Below are 26,561 nucleotides of genomic sequence, written 5' to 3'. Positions count from 1 at the left end.
CCTCATCCCTGACATCTTGTGTCAGGGATGAGGCGGCTTCGGTCGTCGCCTGCGTCGGTCCAGCTGCTGGAATCTGCCGGCGAAAGGACCAGTGGACGGGCGGCTCCGGTTGCCCGGTCATCCCCTTGGTGACCGGGACCCACTTGCTGGGGAGACTGTCAGCGCTGCGCCACTGTGCCGCCCGGTGATTCAGTCGTCCGCCCAGACCAGGTTGTGCAGGCGCATCGCTTCGATCAGGCCGGGGTCGTGCTCCTCGACGGCGCCGTAGTCCAGACGTGGGCTGCAGACTTCACCGCGTGGGGTGGGATCAGCGTTCGCTCGGGTGCGTTCATCCGACCGCCGCGAACTGTCGGACCACGCCGAGGCGCTCCACTACGATCGGGTGCGCACCCTCAATCCGGGGGAGGTGCTCACGCACTGAGCTCTCCGGAAATGCCGGGGTGGATCAGTCATCACCGCCGCACGCGCCGCGTACAACACCAGCGCCTGATCCGCGTACGTCGCCCAGCGGGTGGGGTATCAGCACAGAAGGCGGAACCCCGACATCGAGGTACCGCCTGCACCCCCCGTGAGCTTCGCTTTAGGCGTCCAGCGACGCGAGCCAGGCATCCACCTCAAGCTGCTCCGACAACCTGATCACCGGCCACCCAGCGGTCGTGCGCGCCGCCATGCGATCACGGGTGACCGGATGCTGTTTCCACGCCCACAGCATGATGTTCTTCTCCGGATCACGTCTGAGCCACGACGTCGGCCTCTCGCGGTTCCCGTGCCAGAGCTCTTCCCTGAGCAGACCTCGCCGCAGGGTCCGCCGGATCACTCGCCCCATCACCACCAGGCGGGAATGGTCGAGCCAGACCACTGCGTCGGCGCCGCCCGGCGTTCCTGGATCGAGCAGGCCGTCCAACCGTGAGGTCCAGTTCCCGTCGATCACCCAGCCGTCCGGATTGTCGGCGGTGAACTCGGTGATCAGCGCATGCGCATCGGCGAGATCGCGATACGTCCAGTCGGCATCCCAGAAGACCGCGTCAAGTTCGAGTCGAGGAACATTTAAACGTCTCGAAATCTGTTCTGCCAGTCGACTTTTACCCGAACCGGACGTGCCCATGACGCGCATACGACGCGGCAGCTCGACGTGAGGATCGTCTGGCCTGTGCATGCGGCCACTCTACAGATGCGCCACTGCTGCGCCCTCAGCTCACTTCAGGAAGCAACGCGGCCGGTGACGTCGGCGATCGCTCGATCGAGCGGCGGGCAGATCAGCAACGCGCACACGTACCCGACCGCAGCGATCATGCCGGGCGCGAGCACCGTCGCGAGGTCGATCCATGCGGCCGCCGGGAGGCTGAGCAGCAGCGTGGAGAACGCGACGCAAAGGGCGAACATCTGCCGCCACTGCCACGACCGCGGCGTCGTCGCTCGCGTGAGCCTGACCGCGGTCCGGGCGCCGGCGAGTGCGCACAGGCCGAGCACCAGCCCGGTCACAGCGGCAGTGGGCAGAGCCAACGCCCAGAACACCGGCGGGGCGCCACCGACGGATTCAGTATCGAGGTGGCACCAGCGTGACCGGGCCGTACCTGGTGCTGCCACGTTGAGGGCTCAGCGTGGGTCTATCCGCGGGCGGTATCTCAGGCACAGGACCCCATGCTGGTCCCCCCATGCCTTGGCCTGAGCTGTGTAGCCGCTGGAGGAGAAGAAGATCGCGTCCTTGCCCTCGGCGTGGGCGATTCCGCTCAACCGTTGAACCTCGGGTAGTGAGACCTTCTTCGTTTGGAACTTCACCTGAGCGATCGCGCGAGCCGACGTGACGTCGATACCTCCGTCCGCGCCGGGGTGGTGTCTTGTGCGCGTCCTCATAACCGTTGCTGCGCATCCAGTGCTCGGCGAAGTCCTCCGCGTCCTGCCACGTACGCAGGGGCCGAGTAGGCGGCCGCGGCGGCGCTTCGGTCCGCGGCGCAGTTCGCGTTGCCCGCGACGGATCGGCGGCGCCGGATCCTCGGGGTGCTGCGTCTCGCGGTGGGGGCGGCGGTTCGGATGATGCAGCGCCTACACGGTGGCCGCGCATCACCGAATCCTCCGTTCGCAGCACCGCTCGGTACAGCGTGTTCCGTGAGTTCGCGTCGCTCTCGCGGTACTACTGCTCGATCAACCCCCGGTTGTCGAGGTACCACCGCCCGAGTCCCGGTCGGCATCGTCGAAGTAGCGTGCCGTGCTCGAGTGCCGAAAGCGCCATCGGCCCCGCGATCCCAGGTTGTGGTGGAGGCAGATTCGGCAGCGGTTCGCCCACCCCACGGCCAGCGGGAACCCGCAGTATCCGCAGAGCCACCTTTTCTTCACGCCCCGCGCTCCCGGCTCGCACGCGAAAGCACCGAATGGTGGTCATCAAGATGAGGCACGTCGATCTCCTGCCTAGGTTCGGTAGTGCGCTATGCGAACGCACAACGGGTCGCGCCAGCACCGGCGCCCTGCTGGACCTGTGCGCCTCACCGCCCGGGTTACGCAGCAGCGCCGGAGTGCGTCGCGGCGAGCGTCGCAAGCCAGTCCGCGTGATCCTGCATGGCCGCCTCGAGGTCGAGGGTGGCCTGATGCACCGCGTCCACCGGGACCGCGGGCACCTGGATGTAGAGGGTGGCTGCGGTCTCACGTGTTCGGCCATCGCCCACTGGATTTCGGCTGCCTCACGCACCCGAACGCCGTCGCGCCCGTCGGCTGCCTGAATCGTTCTCACCGCCTCGCGCGCCTGGAGCCACGGCTCTGCCAGGGGCAGCAGCATGGCCGAGATCTCGCGTCCGGTCAAGACGTCGCGGTGATCGCGTGCGTTCCCGGCGGCGCTGATCATGGCGTAGATCGCGGTCAGCATCCCGACCGGGGCGAGCGTCATCGTCAGCGACACCGCCGTCGGGGGCTCCGGTGTCGACCAGGGCTACACGACGAGCATCACGATGCCGGCGGCCATGACCAGCGCGGTGGCGACGGCGGTGGCGGCCGCGGCCTTCACCAGCAGTACCTCGCGACGGCTGCGTGAGCCGGGCCGACGCACCACAGTGTGTTTCCCGACCAGCACGTCCAAGACGTTCGTCGACGCCCTCATCGGCGTCGGCCTCCTCATCCGTCGATCTGGTCGAACGCGGCCCGGAACGCTGCGAGGGTGGCCGCGTCCGTCCGGTACGCGCGAACTTTCTGAAACGCGCGGTTGTTCGGGTCGTAGACGCTGTCGAACACCGCCGGAAGGCCGCCGCGGATCTCGCCGCGACCGGCAAGACGGGCGATCGCCTTGGTGATCGGCCCGGTCGACCCGCGCAACGTCTCCCCGCCTTCACGCAACGCGTCCGCGGTCAGCACGCCGTCCCACTCGACGAGCAACCGCAGGAACCGCACCTGCGTCTGCTTCAGCTCGGCCAGCAGCGCCGCCGCTTCGTCCTGGTTCCACACGATCTGGACAACATGATGTTCGCGGCCGGCGGCCGCCAGGGCATCGGTGACCGCGGCGAGTTCGGCGGGGGTCACGTCGGAGATCACGATCTTCACCATGCCCAGAGTTTTACATAGGGTCTACATGAATCGCAACGCGACTCGCCCCCGAGCCGCCGCCTCTCGCAACGCTCCCGCCTCACGGCCACACGAAAACATCCGCTACCTGCGACAATGGCATGTCCCCCACACTCGGGTTCAGTCCGTCGGACTGCGCCGCGCAAGAACATCCGCGCACGCCACGAGGTCACCGAACGACCGCCCACGGAAGGTCTCGGTCTCTCCGGTCCGCACACTCCGCGGCCACGATCCGGCAGCTCGTCGCTGAACACCTGCACGCCAGGGATACGCCGGATGAAATCGAGGACCTGGATCTCCAGCTCTCTCAGTGCCGGCCGAGTCCCGCCTGCGACTGGAAGGGCGGAGAACGATCCGGACTGCCAGTCCCGCTCGACGGTCCAGCCGTACCGGTTCTCGAACTCGGTGTCGAGTTTGCTGCGGCGGTCCGGCCAGATCGTCCTGTACCCAACCGTGATCCATCCCGAATCGAACTCGACGACGTAGATCTGCCCACGGTCATCGCCGCGCCGCAGCGGTTCCTTGCTGAAAGTGATGTCGCCGAACGCGACTCCCTACATTTCCTTCGTCTTGGCGTACTTCGCCTGTGCGGTATCGCCTTCGACTGCGACGACGGTCTTCCCTGGATCGTGCACGCTGCCCACCCTTCGCGTTGAGTGCAGATCGGGCCCTGATCCTGACCTACGCCTCCGACATGCTCCGCAGATCTTCCACCCACCTGACCTTGCCCGCGGTTCGCTCCTGACTACTCGCCACTACTCGCCGCCGCGACGACCGGCCGCGGTCGCGCTGCTCACCGGAGATGTAGATGTCACGGCACGTCAGGTGGCCGAGCCCGCCGGCGAGCATCTCGTGCAGTCGTCGGCCGCGGGGAAAGTGACCGGGATACCGGTGCCGGCGAGTGCCTTCAGCAGGAGCTTTCGCCCCCGGCCCTCATTGAGGGGAATGTCGAGAGGCTGCCCCTTCGCGTCCATGGCAACCTCGACCGCATCGGGGCAATCCCACAACACGATCGAGTAGTCGTCGCGATATGCGGTCCGGTAGCGGATGCCTTCCACCTTCGTCGCGGTGGGTTGGTCCTCGTAGATGGCCTGAGCCCACTGCTGGGTCAGCTCACGGTTCTCGTTGCCAGAGGCGAGCGCCGGGACCGCGCCGATGGCCATCGCTGCGTTGGGCTGGGCCAGGTCGTAGGTGACGATCTCCCGCACTGGCCGCACGAGTGTGACGCGGAAGCCCGGGCACACCGGTGCGACGCCTGCTTCTCCGAACACCTCGCACGCCGCCGTCGCCAGATTCACCCCGAAGTAGCTCACCGACCGCCCGTCGGGGTCGATCGCTTTCGCGGTGACCGGTGGCGTGTGGTGATCGAATCGGTTCAACGGTCCGAAGGTTCGGAAGGTGACCCCGTCAGGGACGTGGGCGGTGCGGTGATAGACCCGGAACCACGGTGCGGCGGCACCGTCGGTCGGAGTCCAGATCCACCGGTAGTCAGCTTTCGGCAAGGGTCGGGAGGGCTGGTCGAGCGGCTTGGCCATCAGGTGGCAACCAGGGTTTCGACGATCGCGATCACATGGTCACTGTCGCGGGCCATCTCCTGTGCAGGCGTTCTGCCGGCGAAGTTGTCGTTCGACCGGTTCATCCACCGCGACAAGCTCACCTCGCCACCGGGGAAGGCGGCCACGAGTCGGTCCAGGTCCGGGAGGACCGGTTCCGCGTTGTCGGGGGTGAACTGCCAGGCAGGGAACCGCCATTCCCGGCCGTCCTTGAGCCCGACGAGCTTGTGCTGGGCGACCCACTCCGAGACCGTCTGCGGCGAGACGCCGAGCAGGTTGGCGGCCTCCGTCCTCGACATCGACGCACTCAGCTCCTGGCGACGGTGTTCGACCTGGAGCTTCAAGTTCGCCTGCTCGAGGGTGGCGGCTTCCTCGTCCGGGATCGCCGGCCCCCACTCGTCAGCATCAGCCTCCGCGGCGGCATCGGGCGATGAATCGGCGGCAAGCATCGTTACAGCGAACGGCAGGCCGAGCTGATGAGTGTCCCGCTTGGGGTCCGCCACCCACACTGTGAAGGCACGGCGCGCGGCGTCACCGAGAGGCCGCAGAGGCGACAGACGGTAACCATGCATCCACCTCCCCAACGCCTCGTGCAACCTGTCCGACCCCAGGCTCCGCGCAGGTGTGTCCGAGTCGCCCCAACGGCAGTCCACGAAGACGAACGACGGAGCTGTCTCCGGCAGAGCAACGATGCCGACACTCTCGCCGTTGTCTGCCAGCTCCTCGATCAGCGCTGCGACGTCGAGGTAATCCTGCGGCGCTGATTCAGATCCCTGCGACATGAATCCACCCCCTAACTCTGCTACCAGCATACGCGGGATATGCGGGTAACGCGTCATATGCGGATCGACCGACTCAAACGGGCTCCAGTGTCGTTCGGACCGTCGTCTACCAGCGGTGATGACGTGCCTGGACATGCCCCGGGTACCACCCCTTGCGTCGCTCCGAGCGACCACGTGCCGAGAGGCCGCGATGACAGGCACTGTCGCCCCCGTTTCGGGAAGACCTGCGCAGCGCAGCGTTTCCGCTCGGGATCGGAGCCGTCGACACCAGCCCGGTGCCGGCGGCTTCCACTGTCTCCTGCCGTGCGCGGGCCGTTCGGACGATTTCGCGTCGGCCACCCTCCCCCGCCTGGCCGGGAACCGCAGGCACGACACCGACGTCCAACCTGGCGTGACCGCGAACTGGTCGCGACCCCCGGACCTCAGGTCCTGGCTGGCCGGCGGCACCCGTCAGACACCCGTCACTCGCGTCGGCAATGCGGGAGCCCTATGCATCGTGTTTTCACGACGAGAGGGCGCGGCCGGGAGAGAGACGATGCTGGAGCCGCGGGCGTACCCCCGCCCGAACCAGGAGAGATTAGCCTGAATCCACCGACTCGCTGGTGAGGCAAGCACACGGCCGACCGGCGTGCATGACAACGACTGCGGGCATGCGGTACCCGCCGGTCTACCCAGCTTTTCCACTACGAACGAGGTCACCCGACGGCGTCGGAGATGGGCGAGTTCAGGCAGCCACGGAAGGTGCATCTCCGATCACGTTGTGCCACAACCGCAACCATCGCGATGCGTACGGCCAGTAGCTGGGCAAGTGCAGGATCGGTCGGCGTTGCGGCCTGGCCAAGCGGGCAGGGACGGCAACGATCTTGCGGCGCAGTGTCGCTCCGCGGGCGCGGCCGTACCGCTCACCGGCGAGGATGCCGGTGGCGCGCAGCAGGTTGTGGGCAATCGCCGCACACAGCACCCACGCAGAGTTCGCGGCGAACGAACCGGACGGGATGTGGGCGAGTGGACCGTCGATCAAGTCGGCGAATACCGCCAAAGATGATGGCGTGTTTGCGGTGGACGAGGTCGGCCTCCACCGTCGGCAGGGCCGAGTTGGTGAAGAACGGGTGATGCCGCCACACGGGGATCGGTGCGTCGAGATAGCGGGCGTCTTTGACGCGGCGCACCACCAGTCGGGCGGCGGTCCGGTCCTTCGTGGAGGCGAACGCGGTGTACTCGATTTCGGCGACCTCGGCGTCGGAGATCCACGCTCCGGTGTCCGGGTCACGAACCGCATTCGGGTGTACTGCACCGGCGTCCACGCATCGTCGGGTATTAATGCGATGTCTTCATGATGGCCGTGTTCTTCGTCGTCACCAGCGAAAACTCGGCGCCGCCGCGTAGACAGGCACGGACGACCTTGCGGGTGCCATACGCGGAGTCGCCGCGTACCAGGATCTGTGCTGCTGCGCCGGCGGAGCGGGCAGTGGCGGTCGCTCCGGCGATCATGTGCCCGGCACCCTTGCCGGATCCGGTCTTGCCTGAGCGCAGCCGTATCCCGGCGATCAGGGTGGACAGTTTCGGAGCGGGGTTTGCCGCCCCGGATTTGATTTTCGAGGTGGTGATCGTGATCTTCTCGGCCAGCAGGTCGGACAGGCCTGTCTGCAGCACCAAGGTCATCACCGGTATCAGGCCGCTGTACGAGACGATGTTGTCGTCGTCGAACAGTGCGGATCCGGCGCTGAACCTGTGGGACGCTTGCACTGGAAGTGCCTTTCTCGAACTGGACTGATTTTTGCGTGAAGAACATCAATCATCCCAGTTCAGGGGGCACTTTCTTTATCTCGACACGCCGCTACCCGTCGGGGGCGTCGGTGGATTCAGGTGTAGGAGTGCTGGATAGTTGCCAGAAGTAGTACGCCGACGCCGATGACGACGGCGGTGGTGACCATCAGTAGCGAGGCCGGCAGGGGTTCTGGCGAGGCATGGTCGAGTCGATAGCGGCGCGCGCGAATCGCCATGCCGACACACAACAGGACAACAAGCAGTGCGCTGAAGGTCAGCAACGCGCTCGTTGCCCAATGATCGTCCCGGGTCCAGGCGCGGTAGCACAGGAATGCCAGGCATGTGCCGGTGAGAGTCGTTCGGCGCCATGCCAGGACGGTTCGTTCCGGTTGGAGACCGGGATCTCGGGGTGTTGCGGGCTTCACGCAACCACAACCAGCGCGCACACGCCCGCGATCACGCATATTCCGATGATCGTCACGCGCACAAGGACGGCCGATGGCAGCGGTGCGCCTCGGCGCATCGCCGACTGCACGTGGCGCCATCGGTGGAACGCGCCGAAGGACAGTGCGGTCGCCACGACGACGCACGTCACGGCCAGTGTGGCGTGCCCGACACCATCGGACGCGTCAGCGAACAGTTCACCGACTGCCACGCCGGCGGCCAACAGGGCGAGAGAGGTCCGGATCCATGCGAGGAAGGTGCGCTCGTTGGCCAAGGTGAAGCGGTAGTCCGGCTCGGCGTCGTGCACCTCATCGCTCGCTCCCGTGGCGACCTCGTCGCGGCCCGGCGCTGTGTGGCCGGCTCCGTTCTCGTGCTTCGTTGCTTGTTCGTGGCGTGTCATCGCACCTCTCCAGTGGGTTGACTGATCTGTCAGTCAAGGCCTATCTTAGCAGTGGGATAGATCACAACACTGGAGCTGTCGCGGTTGGCATCACACATCGAATGTCCGCGGGAGACCGCAGAGAAGGGCAGGTAGAACGCATGAATGCAGAACTGGAAGGTCGGGTCGTCGTGGTGACCGGAGGCGCTCGCGGACAAGGCCGAGAAGAAGCCGAGTTGATGGCCGGTCAGGGAGCGACTGTGGTCGTCACCGATCTTCTCGAGCCCGAAGGCGACCTGCCCCACGGCGTGACCTATCGGCACATGGACGTGACATCACCCACCGACTGGTCCCGGTTGGCCAGCGAACTCGAGGCGACCTACGGCTCGATCTTCGGACTGGTCAACAATGCCGGCATCGTCGGCGCACGTGGGAAAGCCGGTCGTTTGGAACACATTTCGCTAGAGGACTGGAACACGCTGCTCGCGGTCAACACCACCGGCCCGCTGCTGGCGATCCAGGCCATGGCACCGCTGATGTCAACCGGAAGCGGGTCGATCGTCAACATCAGCTCCATCGCAGGAGTCGGCGCGCACCTTGCCGCCGGGTACGGGGTGAGCAAATGGGCGCTTCGTGGACTCTCACGAATCGCCAGCATGGAACTGGGGCCCCGCGGTATCCGCGTCAACAGTGTTCTGCCCGGATACATCCACACCCCCATGCAGAACAGCACTCCGCAACACTTCATCGACGCGCACCTCAGCCTGATCCCGCTGGGTCGGGTCGGAGCACCCGCAGACGTCGCCCCCATCGTCGCCTTCCTCATGTCCGACGCGGCCTCGTGGATCTCCGGAGTCGACATTCCCGTCGACGGCGGCGCCATCGGCCATGTCGGTCTGCGGATCATCTCCGACGCGATGACCGTGGCCACCAACGGGGCCTGACAAACCCCGAAACCTGCACCCCACATCACACGCCCCGCGCACTGCTGCGGCGGCGCACCGAAACCTGCCTCGATTGTTGTTGTGCCGCAACCGGTGCGCGTTTCCTGAGCACCTCCGAAGGAGAATACCCGTGACTTCAAGTGCACGGCCCGCACTCGTCGACGACCTCAGATATCCGACGGGAATCGCGGGGACACAGGACGAAGCGGCAACGACCGAGGCTGCGCTGCGACAGTTCACCGTGCATCGGCTACACGCCTACGGCGTCGAACTCGGTGACGGGCTGCGGTTGATGGAACTCGCCGCAGAGACCGCTTCCTGGAAGCGGTCGGCGCTGGCGCTGGCCGATCAGCTCCTGGCCCGCGCCGAAGCGCCGGATGTGCCCACGACCGTGCTGGGGCAGTCGATGTTGTATGCCCGCGCATCGTCATTGCAGCGCATCAGCCAGGTCATGGACCTCGAGAACACCGCCGAACGGCGCGCAACGTACCTTGCGGCGGCGGCCAACTTCGCCACGGCGCGAGAACACGATCCTCGGTACGAGCACGTCGTCATCGACACCGTCGGCGGACCGATGGCTGCGTGGGTCATCACTCCCTCGACGCCGGGGCCTCATCCGGTGGTGCTGGTACACGGCGGTGTCGACGGGTGGTCGATGGATTGGGAAAGTACCGCTCTGCCACTGGTCGAGGAGGGCTTTCTCGCCGTGGTCATCGACGGGCCCGGACAAGGTGAAACGCGGTTCGTCCACGAGCACTATCTGACAACCCGGTGGCTCGATTCCTACGAGCAGGTCTGTGACTACCTGGTCATGCGCGCAGGATCGATGCCGATCACGGCGCTCGGTAACAGCATGGCCGGCGCCCTCGTCGTTCTCATCGCCTCGCGGTACCCGGTGTTCGCGGCCGTATGCAGCAACGGACCGGTCCTGTCGATGGCCTCGACCCTGGTGCGTCGCAGCTACGCCCGCAAACTCGGCACCTTCTGCGGCAACGATGCCTCTCCCGAGGACGTGCGAGCAGTGTTCGAGTCGATGGAACTTTCCGCCGAACGCATCGACCTGACCTGCCCCTATCTGCTCCTGCAAGGCGACGCAGACCCGATGGTCTCCCTCGCCGACGGCGAACGACTACTCGATCACCTCGCCTCACCGGACAAACACATGGCGCTGTTCGAGCGCGGTGAACACGTCATCAACCGCTACCCAGCCGACAAACACCACATCACCCGGACATGGATGCGCGACCGCGTCGACCGCGTCCTGGCCGCCCCCCACCAGTGACATCTCGAGGAGAACCCGACATCATGACCGAACCGACAACGATGAGCCGTGACCAACTGCTGGCATTGCTGCGTGACGGCGAACCGGCAAGCCAACTGCTCACCCTGTGCGAGCTCACCGCGGACCTCTCCCCGGCCGACCGGTGGGCGGGACATATCACCGGCGCCAACCCCTGGGATCACACCTTCCCCGACGCCGCCCTCGAAGAAATCCGTGAACGACTGGCAGATGCCATCGTGTCCATCGACGCCGACAGCTCACCCGAACTGTCGCTGGTGGACACCCTGCTCGACCGAGCCCGGGGCGCCGCCCTGCCCGCTGCCGAGCACGCGATGCTGCACAAAGAGATGGGCTTGTCCGACACCGCAGAGGTCGAGTGGTCGGCAGGGCGACCGCAGGCAGCCGACGACTTCCATATCGTCATCATCGGCGCCGGCCTGTCCGGGATCGCCGCCGCACGGCGATTCGCCAGGCTCGGAATCTCCTTCGAGGTCGTGGAGAAGAGCGACAACAGCGGTGGCACGTGGCATCACAACACCTACCCCGGCTGCGGCGTCGACATCGCCAGCCACTACTTCTCCTACTCCTTCGCTCGCAATCCCGACTGGGAGCGGTACTACGCCAAACAACCCGAGATCCTCGCCTACATCCGTCGATGCGTCGAACTCGAGGGACTCACCGACGCCATCAGCTACAACACCGAGGTGCTCACCGCCGAGTGGCGCGAACACGACGGGGTATGGCTGGTGACCGTCCGCACGGCCGACGGCCACGCCCGCGAGATCCGCGCCAACGTCGTCGTCAGCGCCGCCGGTCTCCTGCACCGCCCCAGCATCCCGGACCTCCCGGGCCTCACCAACTTCGAAGGACCGGTGTTCCACGCCGCCGAATGGGACCACTCGGTCGCGGTGGACGGCAAGCGGGTGGCGCTGATCGGCACCGGGGCCAGCGGCAATCAGATCGGTCCGACACTGGCCCCGATCGTCGACACGCTCACCGTCTTCCAGCGCAGCGCCCAGTGGAACGTGGGTGTCGAGAACTACAGCCACAACGTCACCGACGGCGAGAAATGGTTGCTGGCGAATGTGCCCGCCTACGAACGATGGTTCCGCGCCCGCACCCTGCTGTCTCAGAACGACGTCATGCGCCCCGCCCAGACAGTGGATCCGACCTGGCGGAGCGACGACGGCTCGATCAGCGCCGAGAATGCACGCATGCGTGAGGTCCTCACCCAGTACATCGCGGACGAACTCGGTGACCGCCAGGATCTGCTACCGAAGGTACTGCCGGACTACCCGCCCTTCACCAAACGCATGCTGCGGGACAACGGCTGGTACCGCATGCTTCGCCGCGACAACGTGGACCTGGTCAACTGCCGCACACCTCGCTTCGAATCCGACGCGATCGTCGATGACGACGGCCAGCGCCACCCCGTCGACATCGCCGTGTTCGCCACCGGGTTCGAAGCATCGAAGATGTTGGCGTCCTACTCGATCTACGGCCGCAACGGACAGTCGAACCGCGAGGTGTGGGGTGATGACGACCCGCGCGCCTACCTCGGTATGGCAGTGCCCGGATTCCCGAACTTCCTCATCATGTACGGGCCCAACACCAACATCGGCACCGGCGGAAGCATCTTCTTCCAAGCCGAAAACTGGTCGCGCTACATCGCTGACCTCGTGAAGACCATGATCGAGCGCGACGCCAGTGTTGTCGAAGTGAACCACGAGGCCTTCGAGGAGTACAACGAAGCCCTGGACCAGCGACTCGGTGAGATGGTCTGGTCGGTCTCGGCGGGCGGCACGTGGTACCGCAACAGCGCCGGCCGTGTCACCACCAACATGCCGTGGACCTCGTTCGAGTACTGGGCCATGACCCAGGACGTGAACCTCGACCACTTCACGCTCGAGTCCATCTCCCCAAATACTGCCCCTGCCCGATAACGTGGTCACCAGAATCGAAGGTTGATCGACATGTCCCTTGAAGTCGGCGCGCACGCCCCCCTTGCCGCTGCACCTGCAGCGCATCGATCCACCCGACGAGCCTGGGCAGTGACAGCCATGCTCGTCGCTCTCGCCCTGGTCAACTGGGCAGACAAAGCAGTTCTCGGCCTCGTCGCCGTCCCGCTCATGGAAGACCTCAACATCAACGCGAGCCAGTACGGACTGCTCGCAAGCTCGATCTACTTCCTGTTCTCCCTCTCTGCGGTCGCGGCCGGCTTCCTGGCCAACAAGCGCAGCATGAAATGGTTGCTGTTCATCATGGTCGCGATCTGGTCGATCAGCCAATTCTCGATCTGGCTGGCACCCGGATTCCTCATCATCCTGATTTCGCGCATCATCCTCGGCCTCGGTGAGGGTCCCTCGGCAGGATTGTCGTTCCACGCAGCCACTCAATGGTTCCGCGACCACGAACGCACAATGCCGATCGCCCTGCAGAATGTCGGTGCGTTCGGTGGCATTGCTGTCGCAGCGCCTGCGCTGACCTGGATCATCAGCAACCACGACTGGCACTGGGCCTTCTTCGCCGTCGGTGCCGCCGGTGTGGTGTGGATGGCGGTCTGGTACTTCGTCGGCAAGGACGGTCCCTACACCGGCAGCGCCAAGGGCGCCGCACTGAGCGGATCCGTCTTCGACGGCGACGGACGAGTCCCCTACCGGACACTGCTGCTCAGCCGCACCTACATCGGCACCGTGTGCGTCGGATTCGCCGCCTACTGGGCCCTTGCGATTGTCTCCGCGTGGCTGCCGGCCTTCCTCCGCAAGGCCCAGGGATACTCCGCGCAAGGTGCGTCGACGATCGTCATGTCGGTGTCGCTCACCGCGATCTTCTTCCTGCTGAGCCAAGCGTTCGTCACACAAAAACTGATGAAGAACGGCGTCAGCAGCAAGATTGCACGGGGCTACATGGCTGCGGGCAGTGTCACCCTCGCCGGCATCTTCATCATCGTCAGCACACAGATGGCCCCGGGAACCGCGCAGATCGTCGCGCTGTGCGTCGGCTTCGGACTCGGACTGGTCACCTTCACCACCGGAGCAACGCTGCTCTCCGAATTCCTGCCGGTTCTGCAACGAGGGGCAGCGCTGGGCATCTACGTCGCGATCATCACCTCAGCCGGGGTCGTCTGCCCCACCGTGTTCGGGTGGATTGTCGACGCCTCCGGTGAGGGGCAAGGCTACAGCCAAGCCTTCATCGTCTCGGGCATGATCGTCCTTGCCGGTGGCGTGGCCGGCTTCCTGCTGATCGATCCCGGACGCGAAGCCAAGCGGCTCGGCACACTCCTGCTCAGGACCGACACGGCGCGCAACCCTGCGTAGAGTTCGGTACATCCTCGATGGCCGAGTTGGGACTATCTCTCCGAGATGAAATGTCCCAACTCGGCCATCTGCTCCTCACTGATTTGCATCCCGTGAGCCAGCGTCTCCTTGAAGAACATCCACCCGAAATTCAGGCACACTTCCCGCACGATGTGCGATTTGGCCGTGAACTCCGATACCTCCGGATGATGTTTGAGGATTTCACCCAGCTCATGATTCATCACGGGGTATGTCCACCCCAGCGATGTATAGGATGCGCCACCGTCTGCGGAAAAGTTGGCGGCCGCCCGCCACCACAATTCATGACCTTCGAACGGCAGGCGAGGGAGAGCTATCGATCGGTCGACCGTCGCGCTTCGATACGCGATGTAGTCCGCCGTCAGTTCCTGCATCGCCGTCAGGAACAGTGCGTCCTTCGACTCGAAGTAGTGATAGATCAGCCCGTAGTGGACGCCGGATTCCTTCGCGATCTGCTTGCCGGTAATCGCGCTCGGTGGGCGCTGGGCAAGTAGACGCTGAGCACCTTCGATGAGTGCGGTCCGCGAATCCGTGTCACCAGTCCTCTCCGCCGCGGGAGACTTCTTCGAAGCGGTCACGCCCCGACTCTATCGCCCGCGCCGGTGCCCGCTTCCGTAGCCCTGCTTCTCATAGGGCCCATGATACGCCTGTTCGGGCGTATCATGGGCGTGTTCGGATGTAGTCTGGGCGCGTGACCGTTCGCGGATTGTCCATCGCAGAGTTCGCAGCACGCGTCGATTGCTCGGTGAACACCATCAAGAGCTACCGGGTGAAGGGGATGCTCCCGCCCGCAGATGTTCGCATCGGGGCGATCGATGGATGGCTGCCGGAAACGGTCGACAACTGGCTGCTGCATCGTCCCGGCCGCGGACATCGCTACCGGACACGAACAGAACCGTCGGCCGCGAGCACGACGCCAGCACCATGACCGGAACTGCGCGTCGACCGTGAGCATCTCGGTGTGCCCGGCGGCTGGCTCGCCGCCGACCTGCACCTCTGTCCGCTCGGTCAACTTCACGCTCACAGCACAGCGCAACCTGGAGGAGCGCGGTGGCCGGACCACTCATGGGGTCTTCGCCCGTGTTGCTCAGCGTCTGCTGGCGATGGCCGCGCGGATCTGGCGCAACTGGAATATCGGGGCCGTCGCAAAGTGGTCCTCGGTTGCCTTCGATCGCTGACCGGTTCAACGAATCAGCCATCTAATGTCGAGCCATGCGATCGGCCCGACTGCTCGAGATGATGCTTCGCCTCCAGGGCAGTCCCGGTGTCACCGCGCAGGTCCTCGCGGACGAACTGGGTGTCTCGGTCCGCACCGTGTATCGCGACATCGGGGCGCTGTCCGCGGCGGGGGTACCCGTATGGACGGAGAGCGGCCCCGGCGGCGGGGTCCGGCTGCTCGACGGGTGGCAGTCGCGCCTGAGCGGACTGACGAGGCCGGAAACCGCGGCCCTCATGTTGCTGGGCGTGCCTGCTCTCGCCGCCGAACTCGGCGTCGAGGTCGATTCGGCCCGAGCCAAGCTGCTCGGGTCGATGCCGTTGCCGCTGCGGGCCGCGGCGCAGGTCTGGCGTGATCGTGTTCATGTCGACGCGCCCGGCTGGTTCACCGAACCAGGTGGCACCGAACAGCTTTCGATCGCGGCTACCGCCGTGTTCGACGGACGGAAGCTGCGCATCCGGTACCGCCGCGACGGTACGATCGTCACCCGCACCCTCGACCCACTCGGTCTCGTCGCCAAGGCGGGCATCTGGTATCTCGTCGCCGCGCACAGCCGGCGCATCGTCAGCTACCGAATCGGCCGAATCGCCGATGCTGCTGTTCTCGACGAATCGGTATGCAGGCCGGATGATTTCGACCTCGCCGCGTGGTGGTCGGCAGCCAGGCTCGAATTCGATCGTGACATCCGAAGATTCGCGTGCACGGTTCGGTTGTCGCCGAGCGCGTGGCATCGGCTCGCGCGGGTCGTCGGAGCCGGAGCCGCCGACGTCGAACCGATCGCATCCGGTGACGACGGGTGGGTGACGGTCGGCCTGATGCTCGAAGGTGCGGATGTCGCGGTCGACCAGTTCCTCGCCCTCGGTGGCGGTGTGGAGGTCGTCGAACCGCCGTCGCTGCGGGCGGCCCTGTGCGCGGCCGCAGACGAACTGGCACAACTCAATCGGGGTGGGCCTCCGCGAACTCGCGGCGGCTCAGAACACCAGTAGCCAGTTCCGGTCGTGTCGGTAGAAGGTGGAGCGTTTCACCGCCCGCGGGTTCGTGACACCGTCCCGCGTGAGTATCGCGCCCGGCGTTCCGAGTTGCACGGCGCGTCCCTCCGTCCAGCGGTATCCGCCGAACCAGCGCGGACGGTCGATCGCCGCGCGCAGGCCCGGCATCGTCGGCGTCGGTTCGATGCGCATGCCAGGAACGGTGCCCGAGAACAGTCGCGCGTCGTCGACGTACGCCTCCCCGACGAGATCGGGGCCCTCGCCTTCGACGAGTGCACGACCCACCAGGGCGATCCCGGCGTCGTCGCGGATCAGTGGGATGGACCGGGCAGTGCCCCGCAATGCCTCGGCCGCCGCTTTCGAGCCCATGCGCAGCCCGTAAGCCTCCGTGGCGGGTGTGCGTTTCTCGGGCACGTACGCCAGCTCGATCCCCAGTCGGTCGGTGCGCATCAGCCGGGTGAGGGTGGCGGCGAACGCGGCGTCGTCGCCGACCACGATCAACCTCGGGTCCTCGACGGCCTCCAGGTTGGCGAACACGTCCTCGAAGTCGTCGGCTTCCGGCAGCGCGGCCGTGGATACCGCGGTTACCGGCGTGAGCGCCAGCGGTACGGGTGTTTCACCACATTTGAGCACGACCGGGGTCAACAGGGCTCCTCGCAGCAGATCGGTTCGGTCAGGTGTCCAGCTTCGTCGTCCACTGTAGTGAAGGCCAGAATGCGGGTGCCGGGCGATCCGGCGACGCCGGGCACGATGGGGAACCGGCCGTCGACTAGACTGACGTCCCGGCTGCTGCCCGGTGGCGGCAGGAACCTGCAGGCGAGACCGCCCGCACCTCGATACCTGCTTAGGAGACAGCGAATGCCGGCAATCGTCCTGATCGGCGCCCAGTGGGGCGACGAGGGCAAGGGCAAAGCTACCGACCTACTGGGCGGACGCCTCCAGTGGGTTGTGCGATACCAGGGCGGCAACAACGCGGGCCACACCGTTGTCCTCCCGAACGGCGACAAGTTCGCGTTGCACCTGATCCCGTCGGGCATTCTCACCCCCGGTGTCACCAACGTGATCGGGAACGGTGTCGTCGTCGATCCGGGTGTGCTGCTCACGGAGCTCGCGGGCCTCGAAGAGCGCGGTGTGGACACGTCCCGTCTGCTGCTCTCCGCCGACGCGCACCTGATCATGCCGTACCACGTGGCCATCGACAAGGTCACCGAACGCTTCCTCGGTGCCAAGAAGATCGGCACGACCGGACGCGGTATCGGCCCCTGCTACCAGGACAAGATCGCCCGTGTCGGTGTGCGTGCCGCCGACGTCCTGGACGAGAAGATCTTCACCCAGAAGGTCGAGGCGGCCCTCGAGTTCAAGAACCAGGTGCTCGCGAAGATCTACAACCGCAAGGCGCTGGACCTGCACCAGGTCGTCGACGAGGTGCTCGGTCAGGCCGAAGGATTCAAGCATCGCATCACCGACACCCGGCTCGAGCTCAACCGGGCGCTCGAGCGCGGTGAGACGATCCTGCTCGAGGGTTCGCAGGGCACACTGCTCGACGTCGACCACGGCACCTACCCGTACGTGACGTCGTCGAACCCCACCTCCGGTGGCGCGGCGGTCGGATCGGGTATCGGCCCGACCCGGATCACCACGGTGCTCGGCATCCTCAAGGCGTACACGACCCGTGTCGGCTCCGGCCCGTTCCCGACCGAGCTGTTCGACAACCACGGTGAATACCTGGCCAAGCAGGGCGGTGAGGTCGGTGTCACCACCGGACGTGCCCGCCGCACCGGCTGGTTCGACGCCGTGATCGCCCGCTACGCGACCCGGGTGAACGGCATCACCGACTACTTCCTCACCAAACTCGACGTGCTGTCGAGCCTGGACACCATTCCGATCTGCGTCGCCTACGACGTGGACGGTGTGCGTGTCGACGACATGCCGATGACGCAGACCGACATCCATCACGCCAAGCCGATCTACGAGGAGATGCCGGGGTGGTGGGAGGACATCTCGCACTGCCGCACGTTCGAGGAGTTGCCGACGAACGCGCAGAACTACGTGCTGCGTCTCGAAGAGTTGTCCGGTGCGCGCATCTCGTGCATCGGGGTCGGACCGGGCCGCGACGAAACCATCGTGCGCCACGACGTGCTGGCCTGACGTCGGCGAACCGCCGACCGCATGGTGTTCGCCGAGTTGCTGTAGGCACCCCCTGCCGGGACTAGACTCCTGGCCATGAGCCAGACCTGGCCGCTGGTTCAGCGGCAGGGGGAGTTCGACGTCATCCTGCGGGCCCTCACGGCCGACGCGGGTACCTGCGGGGTGGTGCTCACCGGTGCCGCCGGTGTCGGAAAAACAACCCTGGCTCGTTTCGCGACCGCATCGTTGCCCGGCGGGGTGCGCTGGGTGGCGGGCACCGAATCCGCCCGCAGTATCCCGCTCGGCGTGTTCGCGCATCTGGTGGGTTCGGCGACCTCACGCGATCCCGTGAACTTCCTCGCCGCCGCCCGCGAAGCACTGCTCGCGGACGGCGCGGGTCTGGTCATCGGCGTCGACGACGCGCACCTGCTCGACCAGTTGTCCGCGACATTCCTGCATCAACTCGCGATCGACGGCGTCGCGCATATCGTCGCGACCGTCCGGACCGGCGAGTCGGTGCCGGACGCGGTGACGTCGCTGTGGAAGGACGGCTACCTCGAGCATCTCGAACTGACGCCGTTCAGCCGCGAACAGAGCACCCAATACATCGAGTCGGTGCTCGGTGGAACCCTCGAAGAACTCAGCGCCGATCGCATGTGGGAGGCGTCCGGCGGAAACGCGCTGTTCCTCCGGCACCTGGTCGAGGGTGCTCTCGAAGCCGGAACGCTCCGCGAGAAACGTGGCGTCTGGCAGTTGCGTGGGCGGGTGGCCATCACGTCCGAACTCGCCGCGCTGCTCGAGGGCCGCATCGCGCAACTCCCCGACGACGTCCTGCGCTGCCTGCAACTCCTCGCGTTCTGCGAGCCGATCGACCTGGACACGCTCGCGTCCATCGGCACCGAAGATGCGATCGAAGACGCCGAACGACGCGGCCTGATCAGCGTCCGCGAGGACGGTTCGGAACTCGAGGTCCACTACGCGCATCCACTGTTCAGCGAGGTCATCCGCGCCGGCGTCGGCCGTGCTGCGGCACGTCGGCTACGCGGCACACTCGTCGAGGCACTGCGCTCGTCCGACCTGTCGACGCCGGCAGCGCACATCCGGCTCACCGCGCTGGCGTTGGAGAGTGACCGCGCACCCGATGTCGCGCTGCTGACGTCGGCGGCGCGCAGCGCGATGAGACTTGCCGACTTCGGTCTCGGCGAGCGCTTTGCGCGGGCCGCGGTCCGTGCGGGCGGCGGGTTCGACGCCGCGCAACTGCTGGCCCGCACGCTGCTCTGGCTCGGCCGGTGCGACGAAGCCGAGGCGCAACTGGCCGGGTTCGACCCGGACGAACTCGATCCGGCGCAGGTGCTGCGGTGGGGCATGACGCGCACAGCCAACCTGTTCTTCGGCAAGGGCGACGTCGCGACGGCCGAACAGGTGCTCGCGCTGCTGCGGGACCGCGTGGAGCATCCCGCGCTGGCACTGGCCGTGCGCGCGCTGGCAGCGACCTGTGCGGTGTCACGGAACCGCATCGAGGAGGGACTCGCCGAGGCGGACGCGGTGCTGGCCGAACCGGACCTGCTGCCCTGGGCCGTCGAATTCGCCACCTATGCACAGTTGTGGGCGTACGGGGTGTCCGGCCGCACGGCCGCGGCGGATGTTGCCGCGGCACGCAACGACACCGTCGCGGACCAGGTCGACGGCTTGTTCCGGTATATGGCCGCGGTCGCGTCGGTGCACGCGCAACTCTTCGCAGGCGAGTTCGACGCCGCCGAACGCCGGGCGCGCCGTTTCCTCGACAGCGCGAGCAGCCTCGAGTATCTCGCGTGGGGGCAGGCCAGCGTCGTCGTCGCCGATGTCGAACTGGCCAGGGGCAGGGTCGTCGACGCGGCACGCCGCCTCGAACAGGCGATCGCCGCGTTGAGTGTCGGTCCACCGACCAACGCGATCGCATGGGTGTTCCCGGCGTACGGGCCGCTGGTCGTCGCATACGCGATGCTGGGGCGGGTCGCCGACGCCGACGCGGTCCTGGAGGTCGCCGCCGCGCGCACCAGCCCGTTGCTTCTCAATGCGGTGCAGCACGAGCTTGCGCGGGCGTGGCTGTTCGCGGCCCGCGGCGAACTGTCGTGTGCTCTGAAGACCGCTCGACGTGCCGCTGAAACAGCTTCGGAGAGTGGGCAATTCGGCGTAGAGGCCCTCGCGTTGTACACCGCGACGAGATTCGGTGACAGCACCACTGCGGCGCGTCTCGCCGAACTCGTGAAGGTGTGCGACGGACGGTTGGTGCCGCTCGCCGCGGCGCAGGCCGCGGCGGTCGCGGCCGCGGATCACGGTGCCCTCACCGAGATCGCCGGGGAGTACGAAGCCTTGGGGATCCCGATCGACGCCGCCGACGCCTACGCGCAGGCCGCCCACGCGGCGATGGCAGCGGGCCGCCGGGGTGAGGCGCTCCATGCGGCCGCTGCGGCGAATGCTCTCGCCGAGCAGTGCGATCATGTGACGACCCCGGCGATACTTGCTGCAGCACAACCGCTTCCGCTTACCAGCCGCGAACGGGAGATAGCGACGATGGTGGCGACGGGGCTGACCAATCGGGAGATCGCCGACCGGTTGGTGGTGTCGGTGCGCACTGTCGAGGGGCACATCTACCGGGCGTGCACGAAACTCGATGTCACCGACCGAACGCAACTGGGAAGAGCGCTGCGCGAGCGCCACTGAGACGCTGGTCAGAACAGGGTCGGGTCGTCGAATCCCGGTGTGTGCTCGAGCGCCAAGAGCTCCCGTTTGGTGACGACGGCGCCCGGCGCCGAGAAGCCGCCGATGGCGCCACCGGCGGCGAGGACCCGGTGGCAGGGCACCACCAGCGGGACCGGATTCCGGCCCAGTGCCTGGCCGACGGCCTGCGCTCCGCCCGGTCGTCCGAGTGCCGCGGCGACATCGCCGTAGGTCGCGGTCGAGCCGGGATCGAGTGATCTTGTGAATTCGTAGACCGAACAATCGAATTCGGAGATGTCCCGGTAGTCCACGGGCACCCACCGCAGATCGTCGGTGGTCCCGGCGGTGTGCGCGGTCAGTGCCCCCACGATCGGTGCGATCGCCGGCGGCACCGGGTGCTCGGCAGCGGCCGGGAATCGGCGCCGCACGTCGTCGCGGGTGTGCTCCGGTGTTGCGTCGGGAAGTGCGACCCCGACGATGCCGGTTGCGGACCAGACGATCGCGCACGTGCCGATCGCGGTGTCGAACAGCGCGAACGCGGCGTGCAGTGGTTCTCGGGTGTCGGTAGTGCCGGATGCGGTCACCGCCCCAGTATGAACTGGACCGCCGACAGATGGCCACTGCCCGCGACTGGACTGCAATACTGGACCGGTGATGACTCGCGCGATCGGTGCCGGTTCCCTCGCCCGGGACCTCGGCAACTGGCAGGACACCGGCGATGTGCGCCCCGCGTACCGGGCGCTCGCCGACGGCATCCGGCTGCTCGTACGCGACGGTCGCGTACCGCTCGGGGTCGCGTTGCCCAGCGAACGCGAACTCGCGACCGCGCTGTCGCTGAGCCGCACCACCATCACCTCCGCCTACACTCTCCTGCGCGAACAGGGATTCCTGAACAGCAGGCAGGGTGCGCGCAGTGTCGTCGCGAAACCGGCCGGTGCCCCGCGTCCGGCCGGGCGGCGGGCCGAGGCGACGGTTCCCGCCGGGGAAGCGATCGACCTGAGCGATGCGTCGATGCCGGCGCCGGGACCGGAAATCGAGACCGCCTACGCGGCGGCGCTGCGAGCCATGCCCGCCTATCTGACCGGCCACGGCGTCGAACCGATCGGTATCCCCGGCCTGCGCGAGGTGATCGCGCACCGCTATGCGGAGCGGGGACTGCCCACGAGCGTCGACCAGATCATGGTCACCACCGGAGCCCAGCACGCCCTGAGGCTTCTCCTCGGCGTCCTCACCGACCCCGGCGACCGCGTCGTCGTCGACCACCCCACCTACCCGAATGCCCTCGAGGCGATCGGACGGCACGGCGCCCGACCGATCCCGGTGCCGGTGCGACCCGAAGGCGGCGCCGACGGCGGCTGGGACCCCGACGGGATCCGCAGCGCCGCCCGTCAGACCGCGGCACGCATGGCCTATCTGATCCCCGACTTCCACAATCCGACCGGACTGTGCCTGGGGGAGGATGGTCGCGCCGAACTCGCCCGCATCGCCCACGAGACCCGCATGACCGTCGTGGTCGACGAGACGATGGTGGATCTGTGGCTCGACGAACCGCCACCACCGTCGATCGCGTCCTACGCGCAGGCTGTCGGTCACGGAGAGTCGGTCGTGACCATCGGATCGACCGGTAAGTCGCTGTGGGGTGGTCTGCGGGTCGGCTGGATCCGCGCCGAGCGCGACCTGATCACCCGGCTGACTGGAGCCCGTTCCGCGGTGGACCTCGGCACTCCCGTCATGGAACAACTCGCCGCCGCGCACCTGCTCGCCGACGTCGACGAACTGCTCGCCGGGCGGCGCGCACAGCTCCGGAACCAACGGGCGGTGATGCTCGAAGAACTCGGCACCCACCTTCCGGGATGGGCGTGCCAGGCCGGACGCGGAGGAATGTCGCTGTGGGTGCGGATGCCGGAACCGGTGTCGACGGCACTCGCCGCCATCGCCCCCCACCACGGGGTGCTGCTCGCGGCCGGCCCCCGGTTCGGGGTGCAGGGCGCGTTCGAACGGTTCGTGCGACTGCCGTACACGCGGCAACCCGAGGAACTGCGCCGCGGTGTCGCCGCCGTCGCCGACGCCTACCGCGGGCTCGCGATCGGCCGTGACCTCACCGAACCGCGTCTGGTGGTCTGACCGGCGCCGGCAACGCGAGCCGAGCGGGTCCGAATGTCGGTGGCGGACGTTATCCTCGAAGGTGCGGGGAGAAGCAAGCATCGGTACCACGAACACCGGTACTGGGAACGAGATGCGAGGGCGACCGTGACCGGGCAGGACCCGCTGTCCACACAGCGCGACGTCGGACCCGACGTTGCCACCGAACTTTCCCTTGCCGGATTCGCGGAAGCCAACGAAATCGGGCGCGGCGGATTCGGAATCGTGTACCGCTGCCACGAGGTGGCGCTCGACCGCACCGTCGCGGTCAAAGTGTTGACGTCCCATCTCGATCCGGACAATCTCGAACGCTTCCTGCGGGAGCAACGCGCGATGGGTCGCCTGTCGGGGCACCCGAACATCGTCAACGTGATGCAGGTCGGTACCACCGAATCCGGGCGCCCCTATCTGGTGATGCAATATCACCGCCGCGATTCGCTGGAGGTGCGGATCCGCCGCACCGGCCCCGTCGGCTGGGAGGAGACCGTGCACCTGGGTGTCGTACTGGCCGGTGCGCTCGAGACCGCGCACCGGCTCGGTGTGCTGCACCGCGACGTCAAACCCGCGAACATCATGCTCACCGAGTTCGGCGAACCACAGCTCACCGACTTCGGGATCGCGCGCATCCGGGGTGGCTTCGAAACCGTGACCGGCGAGGTGACCGGGTCGCCGGCATTCACCGCGCCGGAGGTACTGTCCGGGCACACACCGACACCCGCATCCGACGTGTACAGCCTCGCCGCAACCCTGTTCTGCGCGCTCACCGGGCATGCCGCGTTCGAACGCCGCAGCGGCGAGAAGATCGTCACCCAATTCGTGCGGATGAGCACCGAACCGGTACCCGACCTGCGTAAGGAGGGTGTGCCCGACGCGCTGTCCGCGGTGATCGAACAGGCGATGTCGGCCGACCCGAGGGATCGGCCCGCGACTGCCGCCGAGTTCGGTGGGAAACTGCGCGACGTGCAGACACGGCACGGTCTCGTCGTCGACGACCTGTCGATCGGCGGCGCGTCCGACCTGCCGCACGAGCCGAATCCGACCGGCGGAACGAGCTGGGTGAGCGGGCGCAGCGCTCGGCGCACTGGACCCGGCACCCGAGCCACCACCCCGCCCGCGCCGATCACCCGGTTCCGGCCCCCGGTACAGACTCGACGGCTGGTGGCACGCCGTGCGTTGCTCGCGGTGCTCGCCGGTGAGCGTCGCAGCCGACTGCTCGCCGTGCACGCTCCCCCCGGCTTCGGCAAGACGATCCTTGGGGTGCAGTGGCGGTATGTGCTCGACCGCACCGGCGTCCCGGTGGCATGGCTGAACATCGATCAGGACGACAACAACGTCGTGTGGTTTCTCACCCACCTCGTCGAAGCGATCCGGCAGGTCCGGCCCGGACTCGTCGACGATCTGGCACAGATACTCGCCGAACGCGGCGAGGAGGCCGAACGGCAGGTCCTCACCTCGTTGATCGACGAGATTCATGCCGTCGGGGAACGGATCGTCGTCATCGTCGACGACTGGCATCGCGTCACCGGCCGGGACACCATCGCGGCGATGGGGTTCCTGCTGGACAACTGCTGCCGCCACCTGCAACTGATGGTCATCGGACGGTCCCGGCGAGGTCTTCCGCTGAGCCGGATGCGGGTACGCGACGATCTGATCGAAATCGGTTCTCACGAACTGCGTTTCAGTATCCGCGAGGCTCGCGAGTTTCTCGTGGTGCAGAGCGGACTCAATCTCGACGACGACCACGTCGCGGCGCTGACAGCAGCGACGGACGGTTGGCCGGCCGCATTGCAACTGACGTCGATGTCGCTGCGAGCACACGATGATCCGGACGAGTTCATCGCGCACCTGTCCGGACGGCACCGCGACATCGGCGAATTCCTGGCCGAGAACGTTCTCGCGTCGCTGGAACCGGACCTCGTCGACTTCATGCTGGCCGCGTCCGTCACCGAACGCACCTGTGGGAGTCTCGCGTCTGCGCTCAGCGGGTGTGAGCGTGGGCAAGCGTTTCTCGAGGACATCGAGGAACGCGACCTGTTCCTGCACCGGGTCGACGAGGAGGGGCGATGGTTCCGGTTCCAGCCACTGTTTGCCGAGTTCCTGCGTCAGCGTCTCGAGCGAGACCGCCCCGAGCGGCTGATGCAGTTGCACCGCACCGCATCACAGTGGTGCGAGAACCATGCCATGCTCGCCGAGGCAGTCGACCACGCGCTCGCGACGGGTGATACGGCGCGGGCCGTCGACCTCGTCGAACGCGACAGCAGACACCTTCTCGAGCACGGCAAGGGGGCAGTACTGCTCGGTCTCGTCGCCAAACTACCCGCGCCCGAGACTGCACTGCGGCCGCGACTACAACTCGACCTCGCGTGGGCGAGCATCGGGGCCCACCACATGAAGCAGGGACTGCGGGCCCTCGGACGAGCCGAACGCGGAATGGCGAGCGGTGCCGTCGCAGCCGCCGACGTCGACGACATGACCGTCGAGGTGGAGGTCCTCCACGCGTTCGTCGACGTCCGCGCCGACCGGGTCGGGCGGGCGACCGGGCTGGCCGACCATTGTCTGGCCCGGGCAGCGACCCTGCCGTCGGTGGTGGTGTCGTCCGGACTGAACACTGCGACCTTCGATGCGCTGTACCTCGGTGACTTCGAGGAGGTGCGGCGACTGCAGGAACTCGCGTTGCCGTACCACGAACTCAACGCAGGACCGTACAACGTCATGCACGGATACATCCTGCTCGGACTCGCCGCATTCGAGGAACTCGATGTCGGCACCGCTGCCGACCACTTCCGGGAAGCGCTCACCCTCGCGCGCCGTGCCGGCGGCAGGCGCTCGTCCTTCGCGTTGCTCGCCGGTGTGGTTCGCGGTGAATTACTCTACGAGAGAGGGGAACTCGACGATGCAGCACGGCTGCTCGACGACGGCTCCGGGCTGGGCGCCGAAGATGGCATGGTCGAATTCAAAATTGCACGATTCGTCGTCGGCGCGCGGGTGGCGGCCGTGCGCGGCGACCGTCGCACCGCGACGGACCGGTTGCGTGACGGCGCCGACGCCGCCGCGAACCTCCACATCGAGCGCCTCGCGGCCGCCGTCGAAAACGAACGCGTTCGGCTCGGACTTCCACCGGTGCGCCGAGCGCGGCCGCTTCCACCGGTGCGCAGAGCGCGGCCGCTTCCGCAGTACACCGCGGATGAGGGAACCGGAACCGGCCCCGAACTGCTGACCGCGCAGATCGACGACGCCACCGCGATCCGGTCGCTACTGGCCGACCCGACCGCCGAACACACCGACCTTGCGTGCCGCTGGGCAGCGGAATGGGTGCAGACGTGGCGAGCGCGGTGGCCGCGCCGCACCCTGCTCG

23 protein-coding genes and 2 pseudogenes are annotated in these 26,561 nt (G+C 66.9%); 11 read left to right on the top strand and 14 right to left on the bottom strand.

From position 1 onward, the window contains the following. Positions 1-580: 580 nt before the first annotated feature. From WAX14_RS02995 to WAX14_RS02945, 11 genes and pseudogenes are all read right to left on the bottom strand, one after another. Entirely contained in the window at positions 581-1,105 is a 525-nt protein-coding gene (locus WAX14_RS02995) for a hypothetical protein (RefSeq protein WP_422626606.1), read from the bottom strand. Positions 1,106-1,200: 95 nt separating this feature from the next. Continuing rightward, positions 1,201-1,587: a hypothetical protein gene (locus tag WAX14_RS02990; RefSeq protein ID WP_422626605.1), complete on the bottom strand. Its 387-nt coding sequence runs from the start codon at positions 1,585-1,587 to the stop codon at positions 1,201-1,203. 9 nt (positions 1,588-1,596) lie between these two features. Continuing rightward, positions 1,597-1,854, bottom strand: a complete 258-nt coding sequence (locus WAX14_RS02985) for a restriction endonuclease (protein WP_422626604.1) — start codon at positions 1,852-1,854, stop codon at positions 1,597-1,599. A 638-nt stretch (positions 1,855-2,492) separates the two neighbouring features. Then, positions 2,493-2,660 carry a hypothetical protein gene (locus WAX14_RS02980; protein ID WP_422626603.1) on the bottom strand — a complete coding sequence of 56 codons (168 nt, stop codon included), beginning with the start codon at positions 2,658-2,660 and terminating at the stop codon, positions 2,493-2,495. A gap of 260 nt (positions 2,661-2,920) precedes the next feature. Beyond that, complete coding sequence (locus WAX14_RS02975) at positions 2,921-3,088, bottom strand: hypothetical protein (protein ID WP_422626602.1); 168 nt, start codon at positions 3,086-3,088, stop codon at positions 2,921-2,923. Between the two features lie 14 nt (positions 3,089-3,102). After that, positions 3,103-3,528 carry a hypothetical protein gene (locus WAX14_RS02970; RefSeq protein WP_422626601.1) on the bottom strand — a complete coding sequence of 142 codons (426 nt, stop codon included), beginning with the start codon at positions 3,526-3,528 and terminating at the stop codon, positions 3,103-3,105. An 839-nt stretch (positions 3,529-4,367) separates the two neighbouring features. Next, positions 4,368-5,081 (bottom strand): RES family NAD+ phosphorylase, encoded by a 714-nt coding sequence (locus WAX14_RS02965; protein ID WP_422626600.1) that lies wholly within the window; start codon positions 5,079-5,081, stop codon positions 4,368-4,370. Further along, the gene (locus tag WAX14_RS02960) at positions 5,081-5,881 is read right to left on the bottom strand and encodes a helix-turn-helix domain-containing protein (protein ID WP_422626599.1); all 801 of its coding nucleotides are present in this window, start codon (positions 5,879-5,881) and stop codon (positions 5,081-5,083) included. The genes WAX14_RS02965 and WAX14_RS02960 overlap by 1 nt, the downstream gene beginning before the upstream one ends. Before the next feature lie 724 nt (positions 5,882-6,605). Then, positions 6,606-7,627, bottom strand: a pseudogene (locus WAX14_RS02955) (IS1380 family transposase). A 116-nt stretch (positions 7,628-7,743) separates the two neighbouring features. Beyond that, entirely contained in the window at positions 7,744-8,112 is a 369-nt protein-coding gene (locus tag WAX14_RS02950; protein ID WP_422626598.1) for a DUF202 domain-containing protein, read from the bottom strand. Then, positions 8,070-8,492: a YidH family protein gene (locus WAX14_RS02945; protein ID WP_422626597.1), complete on the bottom strand. Its 423-nt coding sequence runs from the start codon at positions 8,490-8,492 to the stop codon at positions 8,070-8,072. Before WAX14_RS02945 ends, WAX14_RS02950 begins: the two co-directional genes overlap by 43 nt. A 140-nt stretch (positions 8,493-8,632) precedes the next feature. Here WAX14_RS02945 and WAX14_RS02940 point away from each other — a divergent pair, with 140 nt between their 5' ends. From WAX14_RS02940 to WAX14_RS02925, 4 genes are all read left to right on the top strand, one after another. After that, a complete protein-coding gene (locus tag WAX14_RS02940; protein WP_422626596.1) occupies positions 8,633-9,415 on the top strand; it encodes an SDR family NAD(P)-dependent oxidoreductase in 783 nt (260 codons plus the stop codon). A 130-nt stretch (positions 9,416-9,545) separates the two neighbouring features. Next, positions 9,546-10,697: an alpha/beta hydrolase family protein gene (locus WAX14_RS02935; protein WP_422626595.1), complete on the top strand. Its 1,152-nt coding sequence runs from the start codon at positions 9,546-9,548 to the stop codon at positions 10,695-10,697. A 23-nt stretch (positions 10,698-10,720) separates the two neighbouring features. After that, the gene (locus WAX14_RS02930; RefSeq protein WP_422626594.1) at positions 10,721-12,640 is read left to right on the top strand and encodes a flavin-containing monooxygenase; all 1,920 of its coding nucleotides are present in this window, start codon (positions 10,721-10,723) and stop codon (positions 12,638-12,640) included. A gap of 30 nt (positions 12,641-12,670) precedes the next feature. Further along, positions 12,671-14,014: an MFS transporter gene (locus WAX14_RS02925; RefSeq protein WP_422626593.1), complete on the top strand. Its 1,344-nt coding sequence runs from the start codon at positions 12,671-12,673 to the stop codon at positions 14,012-14,014. A 32-nt stretch (positions 14,015-14,046) separates the two neighbouring features. Here WAX14_RS02925 and WAX14_RS02920 read toward each other — a convergent pair whose 3' ends face one another. Beyond that, a complete protein-coding gene (locus WAX14_RS02920; protein ID WP_422626592.1) occupies positions 14,047-14,610 on the bottom strand; it encodes a TetR/AcrR family transcriptional regulator in 564 nt (187 codons plus the stop codon). Positions 14,611-14,723: 113 nt separating this feature from the next. Here WAX14_RS02920 and WAX14_RS02915 point away from each other — a divergent pair, with 113 nt between their 5' ends. The 3 genes and pseudogenes from WAX14_RS02915 to WAX14_RS02905 all read left to right on the top strand — a co-directional run bounded on the left by WAX14_RS02915 (position 14,724) and on the right by WAX14_RS02905 (position 16,234). Next, positions 14,724-14,960: an XRE family transcriptional regulator gene (locus tag WAX14_RS02915; RefSeq protein ID WP_422626591.1), complete on the top strand. Its 237-nt coding sequence runs from the start codon at positions 14,724-14,726 to the stop codon at positions 14,958-14,960. A gap of 70 nt (positions 14,961-15,030) precedes the next feature. Then, positions 15,031-15,210, top strand: a pseudogene (locus WAX14_RS02910) (IS982 family transposase); the annotation flags it as partial. Positions 15,211-15,244: 34 nt separating this feature from the next. Next, on the top strand, positions 15,245-16,234 hold the full coding sequence (locus tag WAX14_RS02905; protein ID WP_422626590.1) for a helix-turn-helix transcriptional regulator: 990 nt from the start codon (positions 15,245-15,247) through the stop codon (positions 16,232-16,234). Here WAX14_RS02905 and WAX14_RS02900 read toward each other — a convergent pair. Further along, the gene (locus WAX14_RS02900) at positions 16,220-16,870 is read right to left on the bottom strand and encodes a hypothetical protein (protein ID WP_422626608.1); all 651 of its coding nucleotides are present in this window, start codon (positions 16,868-16,870) and stop codon (positions 16,220-16,222) included. The two genes, WAX14_RS02905 and WAX14_RS02900, sit on opposite strands and share 15 nt — an antisense overlap. A 225-nt stretch (positions 16,871-17,095) precedes the next feature. Here WAX14_RS02900 and WAX14_RS02895 point away from each other — a divergent pair, with 225 nt between their 5' ends. Continuing rightward, on the top strand, positions 17,096-18,385 hold the full coding sequence (locus WAX14_RS02895; protein WP_422626589.1) for an adenylosuccinate synthase: 1,290 nt from the start codon (positions 17,096-17,098) through the stop codon (positions 18,383-18,385). Positions 18,386-18,460: 75 nt separating this feature from the next. Continuing rightward, positions 18,461-21,067, top strand: coding sequence for a LuxR C-terminal-related transcriptional regulator (locus tag WAX14_RS02890; protein WP_422626588.1), 2,607 nt, complete (start codon positions 18,461-18,463; stop codon positions 21,065-21,067). A gap of 8 nt (positions 21,068-21,075) precedes the next feature. Here the strand turns inward: WAX14_RS02890 and WAX14_RS02885 are convergent, their stop codons facing one another. Further along, positions 21,076-21,612, bottom strand: coding sequence for a methylated-DNA--[protein]-cysteine S-methyltransferase (locus WAX14_RS02885; RefSeq protein ID WP_422626607.1), 537 nt, complete (start codon positions 21,610-21,612; stop codon positions 21,076-21,078). 103 nt (positions 21,613-21,715) lie between these two features. On the opposite strand from WAX14_RS02885, the gene WAX14_RS02880 reads away from it, so the two are divergent. After that, positions 21,716-23,188: a PLP-dependent aminotransferase family protein gene (locus WAX14_RS02880; protein ID WP_422626587.1), complete on the top strand. Its 1,473-nt coding sequence runs from the start codon at positions 21,716-21,718 to the stop codon at positions 23,186-23,188. Positions 23,189-23,314: 126 nt separating this feature from the next. Beyond that, the coding region (locus WAX14_RS02875; protein ID WP_422626586.1) for a protein kinase domain-containing protein at positions 23,315-26,561 on the top strand (3,247 nt) is incomplete at its 3' end.

The sequence above is a fragment of the Rhodococcus sp. (in: high G+C Gram-positive bacteria) genome (assembly GCF_049299235.1).
Lineage (GTDB): Bacteria > Actinomycetota > Actinomycetes > Mycobacteriales > Mycobacteriaceae > Rhodococcus.
The sequence above is the reverse complement of the archived record's forward strand: the minus strand, read 5'-3'. Positions and strand labels throughout refer to the sequence as shown.

What these genes read in the sequence shown, in the direction of transcription:
- WAX14_RS02995 (WP_422626606.1), bottom strand. Translation starts at nt 1,105, where the DNA reads ATGGGCACGTCCGGTTCGGGTAAAAGTCGACTGGCAGAACAGATTTCG.
- WAX14_RS02985 (WP_422626604.1), bottom strand. Translation starts at nt 1,854, where the DNA reads ATGAGGACGCGCACAAGACACCACCCCGGCGCGGACGGAGGTATCGAC.
- WAX14_RS02975 (WP_422626602.1), bottom strand. Translation starts at nt 3,088, where the DNA reads ATGAGGGCGTCGACGAACGTCTTGGACGTGCTGGTCGGGAAACACACT.
- WAX14_RS02970 (WP_422626601.1), bottom strand. Translation starts at nt 3,528, where the DNA reads ATGGTGAAGATCGTGATCTCCGACGTGACCCCCGCCGAACTCGCCGCG.
- WAX14_RS02965 (WP_422626600.1), bottom strand. Translation starts at nt 5,081, where the DNA reads ATGGCCAAGCCGCTCGACCAGCCCTCCCGACCCTTGCCGAAAGCTGAC.
- WAX14_RS02960 (WP_422626599.1), bottom strand. Translation starts at nt 5,881, where the DNA reads ATGTCGCAGGGATCTGAATCAGCGCCGCAGGATTACCTCGACGTCGCA.
- WAX14_RS02950 (WP_422626598.1), bottom strand. Translation starts at nt 8,112, where the DNA reads ATGCGTGATCGCGGGCGTGTGCGCGCTGGTTGTGGTTGCGTGAAGCCC.
- WAX14_RS02945 (WP_422626597.1), bottom strand. Translation starts at nt 8,492, where the DNA reads ATGACACGCCACGAACAAGCAACGAAGCACGAGAACGGAGCCGGCCAC.
- WAX14_RS02940 (WP_422626596.1), top strand. Translation starts at nt 8,633, where the DNA reads ATGAATGCAGAACTGGAAGGTCGGGTCGTCGTGGTGACCGGAGGCGCT.
- WAX14_RS02930 (WP_422626594.1), top strand. Translation starts at nt 10,721, where the DNA reads ATGACCGAACCGACAACGATGAGCCGTGACCAACTGCTGGCATTGCTG.
- WAX14_RS02925 (WP_422626593.1), top strand. Translation starts at nt 12,671, where the DNA reads ATGTCCCTTGAAGTCGGCGCGCACGCCCCCCTTGCCGCTGCACCTGCA.
- WAX14_RS02905 (WP_422626590.1), top strand. Translation starts at nt 15,245, where the DNA reads ATGCGATCGGCCCGACTGCTCGAGATGATGCTTCGCCTCCAGGGCAGT.
- WAX14_RS02895 (WP_422626589.1), top strand. Translation starts at nt 17,096, where the DNA reads ATGCCGGCAATCGTCCTGATCGGCGCCCAGTGGGGCGACGAGGGCAAG.
- WAX14_RS02890 (WP_422626588.1), top strand. Translation starts at nt 18,461, where the DNA reads ATGAGCCAGACCTGGCCGCTGGTTCAGCGGCAGGGGGAGTTCGACGTC.